The organism is Ruegeria sp. CDSA079, from assembly GCF_059612245.1.
In genome coordinates, this window is record NZ_JBXWQF010000032.1 from 1 (window position 1) to 17,071 (window position 17,071).

Sequence of the window (17,071 nt, forward strand, 5' to 3'; positions counted from 1 at the left end):
CGTTTCAGTCCCATAGTTAATCTCCTTTGGTGCAGTAAATGCTATCAAAGGAGCGGCATCAAACCGTGACAGGTCCAACAGTGAAATTGAGGGGCACAAAGAACATTCACTGAATCATAATTGTAAAAAAGAAGATCATTCTCAGATTAAGGTGACCCAGGATCAAATGGAACACGCATTCCCTCGGCTGTGTTCAGAATTGAGGTTTGCCCGAGACCAAGCGCATTGTGATCAACTGATGGACCAGTTGGCCGACCACATGCTGCTTGGAGAGGCTTGGTATGCAATGAAATTATCGCATGGCCCAGCCATACGCTTCATGGCCTTAGGTTATATCTTGCAACGCGTTGAGAGGATTCAAAGCCATAGATCCTACCTGACATCGATCATGAGCAAGATTGATCGGGGAGACATGGAGCCAACGGCACTGTTAATACCTCAGATAACTAGGCAGGGTGGGTTGGAAAATCTCAAGAATACTTAGCGTGCTGTACAGGACATTTTTCCATCATCTGCTTCGGATTCGCGGAGAGCTACGCAAGCGCATTTACTATGGCAATTATGACGCGGTGCATCGGAATGTAGCCAGTTGCTCGAAGGCGACTCCGGAAGCCTCGGCATTGGCTTATCTCCGAGGAATGATTGGGAATACGAGGGCAGGGGAGTTGCATCTTAACCGCCGCCTCTATGGAGGAATTAGCAGGTAGGCGCTTTGAGTTTTCTACACGAGGCACGGCACAAAGGATCGAACCGCCTTGATTGTCAAGAATTTGGTCCATATATTGTGGCAACAGGAGTGATCGATATGGAATTACGTGATCTTGTAGAAGACCGGCTGATCTCACCGGATCGTCTGGCCCGACATCTTAAAACCACCAAGCGCGAGATTGGTGAGACCTTAGGCATTGCTCCGGAATCCTTGTCTCGGCGGCAGCGTGTAGCTTCCGTATCGGTCCAGACATCCTTGCGTCATCTTGTCGAGATTCTGAATGCCGTTGCACCGGCTGTTGGAAACTCGCTCATGGCCTATGCCTGGTATCGGTCTGAACCCATTGTGGGTTTTGGCGGGCGCACGCCCGAGGAAATCGTAAAGGATGGAGAAAACGCGGCGTTGAAGTCCCATATTCTGCGGCGTCTAGAAGGCGGTTACGCTTGAAGCATGCCATCAGGGTGCAGCGTACTGTCATCCGTGCCGCCAAGCCGCGCTGGTCGTATCTGCCAACATCGGGGGAGGGGGCTGCGCGCCGGGGTGGGCGGTTCAACCCGATCGGGGAGCCCGCGCTCTATACGTCGCTTTCTCATGAATCAGCCGCGCGTGAGGTGCGTTTCAGCCTGAATCAAGAACCCTATACGTTTTATTTTCTGGCGGTTGATTGCCATCATTTCGTTGATCTGACCAGCCGGGAAACCAGACAGGCATTGGGCATCACTTGGGAAGACATCGCCAATGACAACTGGGAATCCGAGATGCACCAGGGATTGGTTCCATCAACCCATGTTGTTGCAGAAAGGCTGAAAGGCGAAAACTACGCCGGTGTCCTGGTGAATAGTTTCGCAACGGGGGCCACTCCTGATGACATCAATCTGGTTCTTTGGGACTGGGATGCAGTTGACTATTTACCGTCCAGTAGACCAAATGCGGTGATGGTTCTGCACAGGGATGACTTACCGAACAGTGATGTATCCTGGCAATAAATCTGAGTCCCTGATTTCAAGAGTTTCACTATTGCCCGAATACCCGCCATTTCTAACAACAAACTATAAAGAGCTTGGCGCTGAAAAACTGGCACAGATCGCACTGGAAGATCTGAAAGGTATACGCGCTGCATTTATCAGATCACTTTCTGCGTCCGTAATACACTGTCTTTCAACAGAAAGGGCGTATTTTGTTGAAAAACTCACCCTTGATCGAAGCGTAAGTCGCTGATTCAATTCCTTCTGCAGGGAGGGATTTGCGATGATGGGACCGAGGCAGGAGGCGCAAGCGGCGCTGTTCTACGAGTTCTCGCTTGAGGATCATGTCCCGCAAGATCACCTGTTGCGTTCGATTGACCGTTTCGTTGATCTGGCCAGCGTGCGGGCTCATCTGGCGGATTTCTACAGCCACACCGGCCGGCCATCTGTCGATCCGGAACTGCTGATCCGCATGCTGCTGGTTGGGTATTGCTTTGGCATCCGGTCCGAGCGGCGGCTTTGTGAAGAGGTGCATCTGAACCTGGCATATCGATGGTTCTGCCGCCTCGATCTGAATGAGCGTATCCCGGATCACTCGACGTTTTCCAAGAACCGGCATGGACGCTTCCGCGAGAGCGAACTGCTGCGCCACCTGTTCGAAACGACTGTTGCGCGGTGTATCGAAGAAGGTCTGGTCAGCGGCCAGCGCTTGGCAATCGATGCCAGCTTGATCGAAGCCGATGCAAACAAACAGAATTCAACGCCAAAAGAAGAATGGGATGCATCAACCATCGATCCTGAAGATGCGCCTCGCGCGGTCCGCGAATATCTCGACACTCTGGATGAGGCGGCTTTTGGAGCTGCGAGCGAGGTGCAGCCCAAGTTCACCTCGCATTCTGACCCTGCGAGCCAATGGACGGCAGCGCGTAAAGGGCCTGCTTTCTTCAGCTATTCTGACAACTACCTGATCGACACTGACCATGGCGTCATCGTTGATGTCGAGGCCACACGGTCCATCCGACAAGCTGAGGTCGGATCGACGGAGACCATGCTGACACGGGTGAAAGACAAGTTCGACCTCGTCCCCGACTGGATGATCGCCGATACCGCCTACGGCTCCGGCCCGATGCTCGGCTGGCTCGTGGATCGCAAGATCGATCCTTACATCCCGGTAATCGACAAGGCCGGACGCCCCGACGGCACCTGGACACGCACAGACTTCGAATGGGACGCTGAGAATGATCAATATATCTGCCCAGAGGGTCACACGCTTAAACAGTTCCGCAGGAACTACTCAGACCCGAACCGGGGGCCGACGGGCAAGGGCACAGCCCGCTATCGCGCCTTGAAAGAAGTCTGCCAGGTATGTCCATCCAAGCCCAAGTGCTGCCCGAATGCCGATGCACGGAAGATCACCCGCGAAGAGCACGAAGATGCGCACCAGGTCGCCAGAGATCTGGCCAAAACCGAAGAATACCAGATTGCGATGAAGCTCAGAAAGAAAGTTGAGATGCTCTTTGCCCACCTCAAGCGCATCCTAGGCCTTGGACGGCTCCGATTACGTGGGCCGTGCGGCGCAAATGACGAATTCCTCCTCGCCGCCACCGCCCAAAACCTCCGCAAATTGGCCAAGATCTTTCCTGCACCGCAGCAAACGCTAAAAGCCTGATCAGAAAGGCGCTCGCGCTCTGTTCAGCGCATCACTTTCTGCGTCAGCAACACGTTGTTTTTCAACAGAATCGGCGGATAGTGTGAATTCGCCGCAGGCGCGAACCTGACAAACCAAAACGTTGAAAGCGGCCATCCACAATCGCATTAAATCAAGATTCTCTCTGCGCTGCCGTGGGTCGACTCCAAGCCCTGAGCGGACTCCATAGACCTGTTTACTTTCCGCAAACGTATCAGGCCGGAAGCGGCCCCTTGCAGACGTGAATCCGCAGCTGTGCTGCTGTATGTGCATTTATTCTAACGTAGCCCTAAGCGGTCGACCAACAAGGGCACTAGGCAACTCTGGAGCTAGGGCACAGAAGGAAGCAGCCATTCGGAGTTTTCGTGAAGCATGTTGGCTAAGGAGATCCGCCTGAAACCAACGCATCAATGAACTTTGAAAACAACTCTCCCTGAGATCGGATTTGCAGCTTTGAATACACGTTTCTTCGGTGGATACGCACCGTGCCCGGCGAAATCTCGAGAATCCGGCCGACGGCATCTGCGGAATGACCTTTGAGCGTGTATTCGACGACCTGGCGCTCTCTTGGGGTCAGGACACCCTGTCCGAAATTGGTAAAGGCAAGGGCTACGCTCTGATAAAGATCATCGCCTGTTGAGCTGCCTTCGCCTGACCCAAAATGGGTGGCGAGATCGTTCCAGTGGCGTTTGCATGTGGCTTGTACAACTGGCCAGAACTCATTGAGTTGCCGAATGTCTTTTGCCGAGAAGGCCTTTTCGGCGCGCATGGCAGAAACTACAACGGTCGCGCCGTCAAGTAGCCTGATGACAAATCCGATTTCTTCCGCCAAACCCGTCCGCGCGTAGTAGCTACGGTAATACTCACCTTGGAAGAACCTATCGGGGGCGAGATCACGTATGCGATGTAGTCCCGGAACGAAATCCGTTTCGCAAACCAGATAAAATGGATCAAGCAAGTAAGGGCCTTCTTGATAATCCTCAACAAAGACCTTGCGTTTGCTTCTTGGAAAATCGTCAAACAAATCCAAAGGTCGCGCCTGGCCAAAGTACCCGAACACGACAGTGTAATCGAAAGGGGTGATCTGCCTTAGCGCATCAGACAATGTTTGTGGAAAGCTCTCTGTGCCGATAGCGTCAATGAGCGTTCCGGTTGCTTCGTACGGAACTTTCATGATCCTCCCCCGTGCTCCGCTATTCAGATTGATATACTAAAAACGTGGTATATACACTGAAATGAGTTTTTCATACAGTTTTTCCGAAATGGATAGTAGTCAGCAAATCGGAAAAAGATAGAAATAAATGACAACTGGGGTATATGTCAGCCAAAGTGAGCTGACTGAGAAAAAACCGATTGCGGAACTTCGCGGCGTTACAAAACGTTTTGGCGAAGTCGTGGCCGCCAGCGATCTGAACCTGACAATTGCAGAGGGTGAGTTTCTATCGTTCCTAGGGCCGTCTGGATGCGGAAAGACAACCGCACTGCGCATGCTGGCAGGGTTTGAGTCCCCGAGCGACGGGGATGTGCTGCTAGACGGGCAAGTGGTCAACACTCTGGAGGCGCACCACCGCCCTGTGAACATGGTGTTCCAGCAATATGCACTGTTTCCACATATGACCGTGGCGCAGAACATCGGCTACGGGTTGCGCCAAATCCGCCCCCGGCTTCCCAAAACGCAGATTGCCGAGCGCGTCAGCAGAGCTTTGGATGTTGTTCGGTTGGGTGGGTTTGAAGATCGGAAGATTTGGGAAATGTCGGGCGGACAGCAACAGCGCGTTGCCTTGGCCCGGGCAATTATCAACGAACCCAAACTGCTGCTGTTGGACGAACCCATGGCTGCGCTTGACCGTAAGCTGCGCAAAGAGATGCAAATAGAATTGCAGGATTTGCAACGGCAGTTGGGCATCACCTTTGTGCTGGTCACGCACGATCAGGAAGAAGCCCTGTCGATGAGCGACCGTATTTGCATCATGCGCGAGGGTCGGATCGTGCAGATTGGCAGTCCGCAAGAGCTCTATGATCGTCCAAATTCCCGCTATGTTGCTGACTTTGTGGGAACCTCCAATTTCTTTAACGGCAAACTTCAGGGCGCATCTGACGGATTGTTTGGCGTCACGCTTGAAAATGGAATGCAGGTTCAGGGCGTCGCTGGGGATGGCCTGACGGATGGTCAAGATGTCTGCATCAGCGTGCGCCCCGAACAGATGAAGCTGAACCGAAAGGGCGAGGGGCTTCAGGTTGAGGTCCACAACCGGATCTTTCTTGGAGAACACACCGAATACCTCGTGACCCACGAAACTCTCGGCGACTTTCTTGTGCTTGCACCGCGTCAAGCTGACCTCACTGAAGGCGCATTTGCCGTGGGTGACACAGCGACGGTTTCGTGGGAGGCGGCAGCGGCGCTGATACTCGACCGAAACTAACCCAAGACCATAACGACAGGGAGTAATGACAATGACTAAGAAAACCATCGACCATATCTCCAAAAAGGAGTTCATGGAAAAACTTGAGAGCTACAGAAAGGGCTCGATTACACGACGTGATTTTCTGAATGTGACTGGCCTTGGTGCCGCAGCGGCCGTGATGGGGGCTTCGGTGCCCGGTCTGCGCCCGCAGCCCGCATTTGCTGGCGATATTGGTGATCGCGTGGTTTTGGCCACTTGGCCGAACTATCACGATCCAGCCAACTTTGACGCCTTTACCGAGGCGACTGGCGCGCATGTACAGGTCAACGTGTTCGGCTCAAACGAAGAGATGCTGGCCAAGCTTCAGGCCGGTGCCACCGGTTGGGATGTTTATGTACCGACCAACTACACCTTCGAGGATTACGTCAAAGAGGACCTGATCGAACCCCTGGATACCTCGTTGTTGCCGAACTTTGACGCGTCGGCCTTTGATGCGCGTTACGCCGAGGCGGGCTCGGTCAACGGCAAGCTCTACGGCGTTCCCAAGAACTGGGGATCGACCGGCATGGCCGTGAACACCAAACACAACGGCGGAAATGCGATCTCGTCGTGGAGAGAGTTCTTTGACATCACCATGGACAAGTTCTCGGGTCGTACCATCGTGCATGACTATCAGCTGACCACCATTGGCAGCGCGCTGAACGCATTTGGGTACTCGTTCAACTCAGTTGACGAAAAAGAGCTCGCGGATGCCGAGAAACTGCTGATCGACGTGAAACCGCATCTTTTCGCGATCACATCGGATTATCAGCCGGGTATGCGCAATGGCGACGCATGGCTGACCATCTGCTGGTCTGGTGACGGCAAACAGCTCAATACCGATATGCCCGAGATCGCCTATGTTCTTGGCAAAGAGGGTGGCGAAATCTGGAGTGACTACTGGGCCATTCCGAAAAGCTCCGAGCGCAAGGCTGCGGCCTATGCTTTGATCAACTTCATGCTGAATCCGAGTGTGAACGCGAAAGAAGTGTTGGCGCATGGTTATCCGACGGCGGATTCCCGAACCTATGACCAACTGCCAGATGACCTGAAATCTGATCCGATCATCTTCCCGGCCCAAGAACTGCTTAGCCCACTCGAGTTTGGCGCGGCAGTGACACTGACTGATCCAAACCGTGCCGAGCTGATGGCACGGTTCAAATCGGCCTGATCCGAACCAAGGTGAAAAAAACATGACGCAACGCACACGCAATTGGCTGTTATTGGCACCAGCAGGAACCTGGTTCCTGGTGATGCTGATTATCCCGCTGACTGTTGTTTTCATCTTTAGCTTTGGAGAGCGAGCACCGTCCGGAGGCGTTGTGCTCGCTCTCACCACTGAACAATATGCCAATCTCCCGGCGCGGTGGGCGGCGTTCAAAAACACGATGACCCTAGCGCCTATTGGCACCTTGTCGGCGCTGCTTATTGCCTATCCTCTGGCCTATTTTCTGGCTGTGAAGGCGAACCCCAAGTGGAAAACCATCCTGCTGGTGCTGGTGATCGTGCCATTCTGGACCTCGATCCTGATCCGCAGCTATGCTTGGATTTTCCTGCTCGGCGGGCGTGGTATTCCTGCCCTTCTTGAATGGGTTGGTATTGAAGGCCTGCGCCTGATCAACACGCCATTCGCGGTGCTCATTGGCATTATCTACGGGTATCTGCCGCTGATGGTGTTCCCGATTTATGTCAGCCTAGACAAGCTGGACAAACGCCTGCTTGAGGCCTCGTCAGACTTGGGCGCGAAGCCTTGGAAAACCTTTTTGCAGATCACGCTCCCACTTTCGATCCCCGGCATTGCGACCGGCTGTATGCTCGTCTTTATCCTTTTGATGGGTGAATATCTGATCCCTGCGCTTCTCGGTGGTGGCAAAGTCTTCTTTGTCGGCAATGCGCTGGTCGATCTGTTCCTGCAATCGCGCAATTGGGCTTACGGATCGGCGGTGGCGGTCACCCTTGTGGTGGTCATGCTGATTACTGTCACGATCTACATGCGGCTCATCAGCCGCCTCGGCGCAAGCCGTGAAGACGTGTCGATCATGTGAGGCGAACCGATGAGACTTTATGCAATCTGCGTTTACCTTTTTCTTTACATCCCGATTGGTGTGATCGCCCTGTTCAGCTTTAACGCTGGACGCCACGCGAGCCAGCTTCAGGGGTTCTCAACCAAGTGGTATGGCAAAGCGTTGTCAAATCCCTTTGTGATGGATGCACTGGAAACCAGCCTGATCGTGGCGTTTTGCTCAGCGCTTTGTGCCAGCGTCTTTGGCACCATGGCAGCCGTGGCATTGCAAGGCATCCGCGGCCCGGTACGCGCGGCCTTTGATATGTTGATCTATGTCGCAGTGATGATTCCCGGCATCGTGATCGGCATTGCCACCCTGATTGGTCTTGTGACGGTGTTTGACCAATTTAACCCATTGATTGCAGCGATCTGGCCAAACGGGTTTGAGCCTCCGAAGCTACGCATGGGGATTGGGTCTTTGATTGCAGCCCACACGATGTTCCTTATGGCGTTGGTGGTGATTATCGTGCGCGCCCGGCTTGCTGGCATGGACCGTGCCCTGACCGAAGCTTCTTCGGACCTCTATGCCACGCCGATGGGGACTTTTCGGCAGGTTACTCTGCCGATGATCTTTCCCGCCATTCTCGCAGGCTTTCTGCTCAGCTTCACGTTCAGCTTTGATGACTTCATCATCGCATTCTTCGTGGCAGGTTCCGAGACGACGCTTCCAATCTATGTCTTCTCTTCGATCCGACGTGGCGTGACCCCGGAAATCAACGCAATCGGGACGATGGTGATGGGTGTGTCCCTGTTCCTGCTGATTACAGCCCAGTTGTTGCTTCAACGCGGAGGCAAGAAGTCCCGATGACCCTTGCGGAAAAAACTCTCAAGACCCACACATTTCCCATGCTTGACGGCAAAGTTGTACTGGTAACAGGCGCTGGATCGGGCATTGGCCGGGCAGGTGCGATGGCCATGGCACGCCATGGTGCGCAGGTGGTGGTGACAGATCTGGACGCCGAGAAGGCCGCGTTGGTGGTCGAAGACCTGCGCGGCGAGGGGCTGAAGGCGGTCTCGTCTGGGCTGGACGTTACCGACGATCAGGCGGTCAAGGCCGAGGTCGATAGGATCGTAAGAACCCATGGGCGCATTGATGTCCTGCACTCTCATGCTGGCTACCAGATCGAGGGAAATCTGGAGCAGGTCCCAGTCGAAGGTATGGACATGTCGTGGCGACTAAACGTGCGCTCGCATTTTATCGCATCGCGCGCGGCTGTTGGGCACATGCGCGATCAAGGCGGCGGAAGCATCATCATCACCTCGTCGAACTCAGGCGTTCAATACGACCGCGAGATGATCGCCTACGCGACGACCAAACATGCGGTTGTCGCCATGACCCGGCAAATGGCTGCGGATTATGCCAAGGACAATGTGCGGTTCAATGCGCTTTGCCCCGGATTCATCGATACGCCCTTTAACGCCGGGTTTGAGACCCAGATGGGTGGCCGAGAAAATCTTGAAAACTACGTGGCGCAAACGATCCCGATGGGACGCTGGGGAACCACGGATGAAATGGCCGATTCCATCCTGTTTCTGGCCTCTGACATGTCCACTTTCATGACCGGACACGCGTTGGTCATTGATGGCGGAGAATGCATCTAACGCCCTTTGACGAGAGACACCGATATGACCAATAGCCTGAAAACTCCGAATGGTCGTTTGGCCGGAAAAGTCGCAGTCATCACCGGAGGCGCCACCGGCATGGGCCGGGCGACCGCGCTGATGTTTGCCGAAGAAGGCGCGAAGGTCAGCATCTTCGATATTCAGGATGAAGAGGGGTACAAAACCGTCGACATGATCCGCGACGCTGGTGGCCAAGCTGCCTTTTTTCATGCAGATGTGACCAAGGATGCCGAAGTTAACGCTGCCTTTGATGCCGCACTTGAAACCTTTGGGCCGTACAACGTGCTGTTCAATCATGCTGGCACAATAATTGTCAAAGCAATGCATGAAACCAGCGAAGAAGAATACGACTGGCTGATGGACGTAAACGTGAAATCCGCTTTTCTAACCTGCCGCCGTGCCGTGCAGGACATGAGCGCAAATGGCGGTGGGTCAATCATCATCACTTCGTCGATTGCGGCCGAACTTGGCTATGCGCTTGAGTCAGTCTACTGCATGTCCAAAGGCGCTGTTCTACAACTGGCTCGCACGATTTCAACCGAGTACCGCGATGCCGGCATCCGATGTAACGCAGTCTGTCCGGGCTTTGTTGAAACCGCGCACGGCCTCAAAGAAATAGCTGAACTGGATGCCGCTGGACAAGAATGGGAAGACTCTGGCATGGCAGCCACCCAAGGGCGCATTTGCTATCCAGAAGAGGTAGCTGCGGCTGTGGTGTTCCTTGCATCGGATGAAGCCAGTTTTGTGAACGGTAATGCCACGTATGTTGACAATGGCTGGTACGCCAAAGGCTGAACACCGAACGTCCGGTTTGGTGAAGCCGTGTTGCGGCATTGGAGGTAAGGGTGAACGGCAGGAATGGGCCGCTCGCGAACGTAAAGTGATATCGCACTCAGTGCATGGCTCTTGGCACCTGTGGTTCTGCCGTGCTGGGGTTTCAAAAGGTGTGTCTAGCTGCCATCAAGCACTTCGCTGACCAAGTGAAGCATGGCCTCTGTGTAGGTCACCCGATCCCCGCCGTAGGCGATCTCAAGCGCTGCGCGATCAAATGCCGCCGAAAGTAGGTTGGTGAGCGCATCGATGTGTTGCGCTGAATACTTGGGAAGTGCCCGCGCAAGTCCCTCGCGAAGCTCTTCGCTGCCGTTTGCACGCGTCAGGGCCACGGCATCGCTGTGCCCCAAAATGGCCGGGGCTTCTTCCAGCAGGAGACGGACCCGACCGGGCGCCAGCATTGCTTCGAAAAAGGCGTTCGCCCCGATCATCATGGCCTGTTCGGGATCGGCGACATCCCGGGTTTCTCGGTCAATATGAACGGAGATTGCCTGTGCTTCTTCTTCGACCAGCGCACGAAACAGGTCAGCCTTGTCTGCAAAGTGATGATAGAGCGCACCGCGCGTGACCCCGGCCCTGCGCACGATTTCCGGGGTTGGCGTCTCAGCAAAGCCCATCTCGATAAACAGATCGCGCGCAGCCTCTACCAGCTTTGCCCGCGTTTCGGCGCGCCTGTCCGCCTGGCTTCGTCGCGTGGGTTTGTCTGGCGTCATGTCTATGCTCTCCGGCTTCAACAAAGCCATTTTACATACACCTTGCATGTATTTGCAAATTCATGTTACGTACATTGTGAATGTAAATGAAAGGAGATCAAAATGCGTGTGACACAGTACTACCCGGTTATTCAGTCCGAAGCCGTTGCACAGACAGCCGAATTCTACAAACGCCACTTCGGATTTCGTGCGGCCTTCGAGGCCGATTGGTATGTGCACCTCCAAAGTGAGGCGGACCCCTCGGTCAATCTCGCGGTCGTCCAGTCTGATCATGAGACGATCCCAGAGGGATCGCGGGGGGCATCAAGGGGAATGATCCTCAACTTCGAAGTCGAGGATGTCGATGCAGTCGACCAGAAGCTGCGCGGCGAAGGCGTGCCGGTGGCGAAAGCACTTGTCAGCGAACCCTTTGGCCAGCGCCACGCTATCTATCGCGATCCGAATGGGGTGCTGATTGATGTCATCACGCCCATTCCACCATCCGAAGAGTTCCTGTCGCAATATGCAGCCGACGCAGTTCCAGTCTGATTGCGAATGGCCAAGAAACTGAAGGATTGGTTCGATCGCGATTGCGCGACCTTGTTGGGTCGCGCGATCAAGGCCAACCACGACGCGTTCGATGTCAAAAGTTATGCGACTGAAGTGGAGCGGGGCATAGGACCCCTTGAACTCAAGGATCGCGTTGGCTTGATGTCGGATGCGTTGCGGTCGCGTATGCCCAAAGACTACAAGGCGGCCGCTGGAATACTTGTGGCCTCGCTTGGTCCGCCGCTGGCGCATGAAGAGGGCATGTTCACCTCTGGCTACTGGCTCATGCTGGTTGCGCGTTTGGTCAAAGATCATGGGACCCATGATCTCGACACATTTCTCGACCTTTGCGAGGCGATCACGCAGCGCAACACCGCTGAATACGCCGTTCGACCTTATCTTAAACTGTATCCCAACGAGACTCTGAAACGCGTCCACAAATGGGTGCGCCATGACGAGAAGACCTTGATCTGAGGTCGGTCTTATCCAAGCTGTCATCGGCGCATTTCACGTAATGCTCACCGCTTCAGCCTGCTGGATTGGTCTCAGTCCTCCTTTCTGAGGCGCTCTGCCATCTCAGCAAATCCGCGCAGTTCTGCATGTTCGAGTGGCGTAGTTCCGTTACGATCGGCAAGCGATCGGTCAGCACCCGCTGCCAACAACGCATCCAGAACCGTAAGATGGTCCGCGCCGCCGTCACCAAGCACAACGGCTTCGATCACTGCTGTCCAGTGCAGATTGTTCACATGGTCGAGGGGCGCGCCAGCAGCGATTAGCCGTCGGACAATCTCGACATGCCCGAGATGCGCGGCCGCGATCAGTGCGGTTCCCTCATAAGGGCTGGTCGTCAGGCCTGGATCGTTGCCCAACTCGATTGCAAGGGTCATCAGTTCTGGATCGTTTGCAACGGCCGCAATCGTGACCACGTCGTAGTCCTGACTTTCTAGCGCGTTCATGTCTGCGCCGGCCTCGGCTAGCGCGCGCAACGCCTCGTCCTCTGAAGCATAGGCTGCCACATGGGCTGGCGTGCGGCCTCGCAAATCCCGCGCGTTGACGTTTACCCCCGCCGCTACGAGCTGCCGTATCATTTCTTCGTTGCCGGTGTGAGCGGCTGCGAAGAGACCGTCGTAGTGCGAGACCTCACCAACCGAAGGCGGTGTCTGCGCTGTGCCCGCGTTGGTGGCAAGACCTATTACGAGCGTTAATAGTAAAAGACGAAACATAGCCAATCCTCATACCTGCATATTGGTCAGGCGAGTGTGATAATAACAGCGGACCTATTCGATGTCCTTTTCCATTCAGGCTCGGAATCCTTTCCCCGGAATTGATTTAGCAATGTCATTGGACAGACGAGCTGAATTAACCGACAATCGGGTTATGGAATTGATGGCAACCACACCTGTCCACCTGATCCATGTGGATCCAGACGTCAACATGGCGCGGTTCTATGGAATCGAGTTGCAGCCGACGCTGTTTGGGGAAGTGTCCGTGTTTCGGACCTGGGGGCGCATCGGTACAAACGGGCAAGCCATGATGGTGACCTATGAAGACGAGACCCTGGCCAGTGAGGCGCTTCAAAAACTTGAAAAGCAAAAGCGCCGCCGAGGGTATGTTCCGGTTGGTGGTTAAAACCGACCAGCAGCGGTATTAAATCTCCAATCTCTCAATCCGGTTGAGTGTTCTATTCTTTGGCTACCCGGCCAGAGTGGACATGATCACCGAGGTTCTCCAGCTCGTCCTGACAGGCTTCGGAAATGCCCTCTGGTAAATTGTAGGCGTCAATATCGGCTTCGATTTTTCTAAGATCAGCTTCCAGTCCCATGGATTGGAAATCATCGACTTCTCGAAGGCGGTAAATCAAACGTTCAATCAACAAACGGTGGGCAAGCATCCGACCCAGCAGTTCACGAATTATTGGTTCTTGCATGCATCAGTTCTCCTCAATCCGCGCAGTAGGCACGATCGGAATTCCGGGATCAATCGCGGAACTTAACTTGAGGTGAACCTGCGAAGATCGGCGCCCGACGTTCTGTTCGTAGCGAGAAAGCGGGATGCGACTTTACTCCCTGGCAAATCCCGAGCCAGCCGGCTCGTGACCGGGCTCTAGGTTTCAGCCGGCATGCCGGCTTCCACCCAGAACACCCCAGCATGATCTCCCTGACGCATTAGCCCCTGAACCGTCTCTTGCGAGCCGGGGCAGGGGCTTTGGGTCATGGTCGGTCCACGCCGTGGTGATCTGCCCGTTCGGGTTTCGATCCCTTTTGCGCTCCCGCAGGATCGAAGATCCCTTGGCCTTTTTTTGGTGGGTCAGGCGGGATTTGGACAAGCCAAACGCCACCTTCCGGCAGGGGGAAGGCGCAGCCTCCCCCCTCGGACAAGACAAATAGACAAGACCGAGTCCTCGCGCGTTGCGCTGCGGGCCGCACCACTCTTGTCGATTTGTCCTGTCTCGCCCCTCTCCGCGTTCGCCACGGGGCAGGTTTTAGAGACGACGCCCTTTCAGGGCTCGGCTCAAAACCAGCACCAAAGGGGATCAACCCCGGAGGTCACACCATGAGAGGAGAGACGGTTTTGAACACCCAAGCAACAAGAGAAATCGAGAATGACGCAACTATGCAGGCCGCTGAAATCGCAACTCAGAATGACCTGTTTCGGAAAGCCCTGATCGATCCGAATGCAGCGATTGAGATGCACTCCAAGGGAATTCAGGGTCAGGTTTTCGTCACGCCCGGCGTGTCGGGCGAAGGGGCGGAGTTCCAGACCGCGACTTTGAAGGCAGTGGCGTCGGATGACCGGTTTGACGAGGGCAATGATCCCTATGGCGATCACACTTTCGGAACAGTGATCGTCAGCGGCCAGAAGCTGTTCTGGAAAATTGACCTCTACGACGCGGATTACAAATACGGCTCCGACCGCTCTTTTGATCCCGCAGTGACGCGCCGCGTCCTGACCATCATGTGCCCCAGCGAATACTGAGACCAGCCCTGTCCCAACCGGGCAGGGCCTGCATGTGCAACCCGCGCAGGAAAGGAGGTGAAATCATGCCTGCAAAGATCATTGAACAGCGAACACGTGAAGCTGTGGAATTGCTCAAGAAGGGAGGCCTGTCTGCAAACATCGCGCTCCGCTTCTTGAAACAACACGCAGCCGCCTAAGCGGCTCCGCTCTACCTCGGAAGGGGTAGGGCACCCTTAACACAAAGCGAAACACGCAAACAAGGATTTGCCCCATGAGCAAACTCGAAACATTCACCGCACCGGAGACCATCGAAACCGTCGCGCTATCCGATCTGTACCTGTCTGATCTGAACCCACGACAGGAGGTTGCCGAGGACGGCATCGCCCTGCTGGCTGACAGTCTGGTCATGTGTGGCCTGATCCAGAACCTTAGCGGTCTGCGTGACGCGGATGGCAAAGTCGCCATTGTCGCCGGTGGTCGTCGTCTGAGGGCTTTGAACATCGCCGTGACCGAACGTGCTGATCTGGCACAGGTTCCGGTGAAGGTCACAGACAATCCCTTTGTGGCCGAACAATGGGCCAATGCGGAAAACACCGCCCGGGAAGAACTGGACCCGGTGGACGAGGTCCGCGCCTATGGCAAGATGGCCGAGAAATCCCTCTCTGTTGTCAAGATCAGCAATGCTTTTGGTGTGACCGAAGCCCATGTACGCCGCCGCCTCGCACTGGCTAGTTTGCCTACCGCCGTACTGGACGCGCTCAAGGCGGGTGAAATTAGCATGGGGCTGGCTAAGGCCATGACCGTCAGCACCGAGGATGAGAAAATTCTGGAAGTGCTGGAACAGGCAAAAGAGTGTCGGTGGTTTAGTGAGCATGATGTGAAACAGGCCCTAACGTCAGAGGCGGTCAGCAGCACCAATCGCAAGGCCGTGTTTGTCGGGCAGGAGGCTTATGTTGAAGCGGGTGGCACTGTCACCGCTGATCTCTTTGCTGATGAAACCCTGTTCAACGAAGGCGCGCTACTGGACCGCCTATTTGCTGAGAAACTGTCAGCAGAAGCAGAGAAGCTGCGCGAAGCGGAAGGCTGGGACTGGGTGGACACCCATGACGAAAGCTACATTCCCTATGGGTTCACAGGCATAGAAGGCATGCAACGTTTGGAGATGGTGAGCCGGAAATTCACCGAAGAACAGGCCGAACGATATGACGAATTGGCCGAACTCCATGAGGCGGAGGTTCTGGATGAAGATGGCGAGAAGGAGCTTGCAGCGCTCGAAAACTACGCCGCGCCGTTCTATTCCGATGCGCAGCGCAAGCTGTCCGGTGTGTTCCTCTATGTCGGCAACAGTGGCGAGATCAAAACATCCCCGGCCTATGTTGCGGCGGAACATGTGCAGGCTGCCATTGAGGCCGGTGTTCTGGCCCCGATCAAAAAGCCAGAGGCCGTAAAGAAACCAAAACCCGCCTATTCGCAGAAGTTCATCGACGACATGGTGGCGATCCGGCTGGCGGCGGTTCAAACGGCTTTGCTGGAAAAGCCTGACTATGTGCTGAGCCTGTTTGCCTTCTCCGCGACCCCGGCCTCCGGGCTGACCAGCACCCTGTTTGGGTTTGGCTATGGTGGCGCTGAACGGAACACACCTGAGATCGATGACCAGTTCATCCTCGACCCGCGCCTCGGCGGGGAGCGGGATGAGGCCGCAGACGCAGCCTATAACCAATTCCAGGAGATGGCCGCAAAAGGCAGCGTGGAGGCGTTCAAGGCGTTTCGCGAACTGGGCAAGAAGACCCGCAATGGAGAGATCACAGGTTTTCTGGCCCGGCGGTTCCTGACCCAGCGCGCAGAGTTCATGGCAGAGACCGAGGGTGAAATCGAAGCGAACATGCGCGCGATCTGGACGCCCTCGGCTGAGAACTGCTTCAAACGGCTGAAAGGCTGGCAGCTGGATGATCTCTACAAACACCTGCTGGACCTGCATGTCGACACCGACATGTTCAAAGCCTTCACGAAATCCAAGAAAGGCGCGAAGAACGAAGCGATGCACAAACTCTTCAATGATAAAGAGCATCAGGCTGCACTGGGTGTGACCGAGGCACAGAAAGCCGGGATCGATGCCTGGGTTCCAGATTGCTTCTGAAGCAATCGGGTAGGGCGCTTAGCGCCCTACCTTCCAGCGGTGTTGTTCTCTTTTAATTCAATACTTTACGTTTCCTTCACTTGAAAGGATGTAGCTTGTAGGCTACATTTAGGTATGATAGAAATTCGTAAGACTGCCCTGTTCGACAAATGGCTCAAGGGCTTGAAGGACCAAAGAGCGAAAGCCAGGATTTTGGTTCGCATCACGCGGTTGAGCCTGGGCAATCCCGGCGACGTGAAGCCGGTTGGTGAAGGTGTGAGTGAACTGCGTATTTCTGTGGGTAAGGGGTATCGCGTTTACTACGTGTCGCGCGGTGACGTTTTGATCGTTTTGCTTTGCGGGGGAGACAAGTCATCTCAGCAAGCGGACATCAAAACCGCCAAAGCGATGGCAAATGATTTGGAGTGAAGA

Annotated in this window: 19 protein-coding genes; 15 read left to right on the forward strand and 4 right to left on the reverse strand. The window is 54.9% G+C overall.

Annotated elements, in window-relative coordinates:
- Positions 1-805 precede the first annotated feature (805 nt).
- The 3 genes from AC2FJZ_RS20905 (at position 806) to AC2FJZ_RS20915 (ending at position 3,343) form a co-directional block, all read left to right on the forward strand.
- Positions 806-1,156, forward strand: a complete 351-nt coding sequence (locus tag AC2FJZ_RS20905) for a hypothetical protein (RefSeq protein WP_496780069.1) — start codon at positions 806-808, stop codon at positions 1,154-1,156.
- Positions 1,153-1,695, forward strand: coding sequence for an RES family NAD+ phosphorylase (locus AC2FJZ_RS20910; protein ID WP_496780071.1), 543 nt, complete (start codon positions 1,153-1,155; stop codon positions 1,693-1,695). Before AC2FJZ_RS20905 ends, AC2FJZ_RS20910 begins: the two co-directional genes overlap by 4 nt.
- A 262-nt stretch (positions 1,696-1,957) precedes the next feature.
- On the forward strand, positions 1,958-3,343 hold the full coding sequence (locus tag AC2FJZ_RS20915; RefSeq protein WP_496780072.1) for an IS1182 family transposase: 1,386 nt from the start codon (positions 1,958-1,960) through the stop codon (positions 3,341-3,343).
- A gap of 397 nt (positions 3,344-3,740) precedes the next feature.
- Here AC2FJZ_RS20915 and AC2FJZ_RS20920 read toward each other — a convergent pair whose 3' ends face one another.
- Positions 3,741-4,535 (reverse strand): helix-turn-helix transcriptional regulator, encoded by a 795-nt coding sequence (locus AC2FJZ_RS20920; protein ID WP_496780074.1) that lies wholly within the window; start codon positions 4,533-4,535, stop codon positions 3,741-3,743.
- Positions 4,536-4,662: 127 nt separating this feature from the next.
- On the opposite strand from AC2FJZ_RS20920, the gene AC2FJZ_RS20925 reads away from it, so the two are divergent.
- The 6 genes from AC2FJZ_RS20925 to AC2FJZ_RS20950 are packed head-to-tail and all read left to right on the forward strand — an operon-like array spanning position 4,663 to position 10,288.
- A complete protein-coding gene (locus AC2FJZ_RS20925) occupies positions 4,663-5,784 on the forward strand; it encodes an ABC transporter ATP-binding protein (RefSeq protein ID WP_353329385.1) in 1,122 nt (373 codons plus the stop codon).
- A gap of 31 nt (positions 5,785-5,815) precedes the next feature.
- Positions 5,816-6,976, forward strand: coding sequence for an ABC transporter substrate-binding protein (locus AC2FJZ_RS20930; RefSeq protein WP_353329386.1), 1,161 nt, complete (start codon positions 5,816-5,818; stop codon positions 6,974-6,976).
- Between the two features lie 22 nt (positions 6,977-6,998).
- Positions 6,999-7,850: an ABC transporter permease gene (locus AC2FJZ_RS20935; RefSeq protein ID WP_353329387.1), complete on the forward strand. Its 852-nt coding sequence runs from the start codon at positions 6,999-7,001 to the stop codon at positions 7,848-7,850.
- Positions 7,851-7,859: 9 nt separating this feature from the next.
- Positions 7,860-8,678, forward strand: a complete 819-nt coding sequence (locus tag AC2FJZ_RS20940; RefSeq protein WP_353329388.1) for an ABC transporter permease — start codon at positions 7,860-7,862, stop codon at positions 8,676-8,678.
- On the forward strand, positions 8,675-9,472 hold the full coding sequence (locus AC2FJZ_RS20945) for an SDR family NAD(P)-dependent oxidoreductase (protein ID WP_496780078.1): 798 nt from the start codon (positions 8,675-8,677) through the stop codon (positions 9,470-9,472). Before AC2FJZ_RS20940 ends, AC2FJZ_RS20945 begins: the two co-directional genes overlap by 4 nt.
- A 24-nt stretch (positions 9,473-9,496) precedes the next feature.
- On the forward strand, positions 9,497-10,288 hold the full coding sequence (locus AC2FJZ_RS20950; RefSeq protein ID WP_353329389.1) for an SDR family NAD(P)-dependent oxidoreductase: 792 nt from the start codon (positions 9,497-9,499) through the stop codon (positions 10,286-10,288).
- 155 nt (positions 10,289-10,443) lie between these two features.
- Here the strand turns inward: AC2FJZ_RS20950 and AC2FJZ_RS20955 are convergent, their stop codons facing one another.
- A complete protein-coding gene (locus AC2FJZ_RS20955; RefSeq protein ID WP_496780080.1) occupies positions 10,444-11,037 on the reverse strand; it encodes a TetR/AcrR family transcriptional regulator in 594 nt (197 codons plus the stop codon).
- Between the two features lie 102 nt (positions 11,038-11,139).
- Here AC2FJZ_RS20955 and AC2FJZ_RS20960 point away from each other — a divergent pair, with 102 nt between their 5' ends.
- Both AC2FJZ_RS20960 and AC2FJZ_RS20965 read left to right on the forward strand, forming a co-directional pair.
- A complete protein-coding gene (locus AC2FJZ_RS20960; RefSeq protein WP_496780082.1) occupies positions 11,140-11,565 on the forward strand; it encodes a VOC family protein in 426 nt (141 codons plus the stop codon).
- A gap of 6 nt (positions 11,566-11,571) precedes the next feature.
- On the forward strand, positions 11,572-12,039 hold the full coding sequence (locus AC2FJZ_RS20965; protein ID WP_496780084.1) for a hypothetical protein: 468 nt from the start codon (positions 11,572-11,574) through the stop codon (positions 12,037-12,039).
- 71 nt (positions 12,040-12,110) lie between these two features.
- On the opposite strand, the gene AC2FJZ_RS20970 is transcribed toward AC2FJZ_RS20965, so the two are convergent.
- The gene (locus tag AC2FJZ_RS20970; protein WP_496780086.1) at positions 12,111-12,788 is read right to left on the reverse strand and encodes an ankyrin repeat domain-containing protein; all 678 of its coding nucleotides are present in this window, start codon (positions 12,786-12,788) and stop codon (positions 12,111-12,113) included.
- 163 nt (positions 12,789-12,951) lie between these two features.
- Between AC2FJZ_RS20970 and AC2FJZ_RS20975 the strand changes: the two genes are divergently transcribed.
- The gene (locus tag AC2FJZ_RS20975) at positions 12,952-13,194 is read left to right on the forward strand and encodes a WGR domain-containing protein (RefSeq protein ID WP_496780088.1); all 243 of its coding nucleotides are present in this window, start codon (positions 12,952-12,954) and stop codon (positions 13,192-13,194) included.
- A gap of 52 nt (positions 13,195-13,246) precedes the next feature.
- Here the strand turns inward: AC2FJZ_RS20975 and AC2FJZ_RS20980 are convergent, their stop codons facing one another.
- The gene (locus AC2FJZ_RS20980; RefSeq protein WP_496780090.1) at positions 13,247-13,492 is read right to left on the reverse strand and encodes a hypothetical protein; all 246 of its coding nucleotides are present in this window, start codon (positions 13,490-13,492) and stop codon (positions 13,247-13,249) included.
- Between the two features lie 626 nt (positions 13,493-14,118).
- Here AC2FJZ_RS20980 and AC2FJZ_RS20985 point away from each other — a divergent pair.
- From AC2FJZ_RS20985 to AC2FJZ_RS20995, 3 genes are all read left to right on the forward strand, one after another.
- Positions 14,119-14,541, forward strand: coding sequence for a DUF3768 domain-containing protein (locus AC2FJZ_RS20985; RefSeq protein WP_496780092.1), 423 nt, complete (start codon positions 14,119-14,121; stop codon positions 14,539-14,541).
- A gap of 253 nt (positions 14,542-14,794) precedes the next feature.
- Complete coding sequence (locus AC2FJZ_RS20990; RefSeq protein ID WP_496780094.1) at positions 14,795-16,660, forward strand: ParB/RepB/Spo0J family partition protein; 1,866 nt, start codon at positions 14,795-14,797, stop codon at positions 16,658-16,660.
- 114 nt (positions 16,661-16,774) lie between these two features.
- Positions 16,775-17,068 (forward strand): type II toxin-antitoxin system RelE/ParE family toxin, encoded by a 294-nt coding sequence (locus AC2FJZ_RS20995; RefSeq protein ID WP_496780096.1) that lies wholly within the window; start codon positions 16,775-16,777, stop codon positions 17,066-17,068.
- Positions 17,069-17,071 lie beyond the last annotated feature (3 nt).

Coding starts and splice junctions, on each gene's coding strand:
- AC2FJZ_RS20905 (WP_496780069.1), top strand. CDS start 806: ATGGAATTACGTGATCTTGTAGAAGACCGGCTGATCTCACCGGATCGT.
- AC2FJZ_RS20915 (WP_496780072.1), top strand. CDS start 1,958: ATGATGGGACCGAGGCAGGAGGCGCAAGCGGCGCTGTTCTACGAGTTC.
- AC2FJZ_RS20920 (WP_496780074.1), bottom strand. CDS start 4,535: ATGAAAGTTCCGTACGAAGCAACCGGAACGCTCATTGACGCTATCGGC.
- AC2FJZ_RS20925 (WP_353329385.1), top strand. CDS start 4,663: ATGACAACTGGGGTATATGTCAGCCAAAGTGAGCTGACTGAGAAAAAA.
- AC2FJZ_RS20930 (WP_353329386.1), top strand. CDS start 5,816: ATGACTAAGAAAACCATCGACCATATCTCCAAAAAGGAGTTCATGGAA.
- AC2FJZ_RS20935 (WP_353329387.1), top strand. CDS start 6,999: ATGACGCAACGCACACGCAATTGGCTGTTATTGGCACCAGCAGGAACC.
- AC2FJZ_RS20940 (WP_353329388.1), top strand. CDS start 7,860: ATGAGACTTTATGCAATCTGCGTTTACCTTTTTCTTTACATCCCGATT.
- AC2FJZ_RS20945 (WP_496780078.1), top strand. CDS start 8,675: ATGACCCTTGCGGAAAAAACTCTCAAGACCCACACATTTCCCATGCTT.
- AC2FJZ_RS20950 (WP_353329389.1), top strand. CDS start 9,497: ATGACCAATAGCCTGAAAACTCCGAATGGTCGTTTGGCCGGAAAAGTC.
- AC2FJZ_RS20955 (WP_496780080.1), bottom strand. CDS start 11,037: ATGACGCCAGACAAACCCACGCGACGAAGCCAGGCGGACAGGCGCGCC.
- AC2FJZ_RS20960 (WP_496780082.1), top strand. CDS start 11,140: ATGCGTGTGACACAGTACTACCCGGTTATTCAGTCCGAAGCCGTTGCA.
- AC2FJZ_RS20965 (WP_496780084.1), top strand. CDS start 11,572: ATGGCCAAGAAACTGAAGGATTGGTTCGATCGCGATTGCGCGACCTTG.
- AC2FJZ_RS20970 (WP_496780086.1), bottom strand. CDS start 12,788: ATGTTTCGTCTTTTACTATTAACGCTCGTAATAGGTCTTGCCACCAAC.
- AC2FJZ_RS20975 (WP_496780088.1), top strand. CDS start 12,952: ATGGCAACCACACCTGTCCACCTGATCCATGTGGATCCAGACGTCAAC.
- AC2FJZ_RS20980 (WP_496780090.1), bottom strand. CDS start 13,492: ATGCAAGAACCAATAATTCGTGAACTGCTGGGTCGGATGCTTGCCCAC.
- AC2FJZ_RS20985 (WP_496780092.1), top strand. CDS start 14,119: ATGAGAGGAGAGACGGTTTTGAACACCCAAGCAACAAGAGAAATCGAG.
- AC2FJZ_RS20990 (WP_496780094.1), top strand. CDS start 14,795: ATGAGCAAACTCGAAACATTCACCGCACCGGAGACCATCGAAACCGTC.
- AC2FJZ_RS20995 (WP_496780096.1), top strand. CDS start 16,775: ATGATAGAAATTCGTAAGACTGCCCTGTTCGACAAATGGCTCAAGGGC.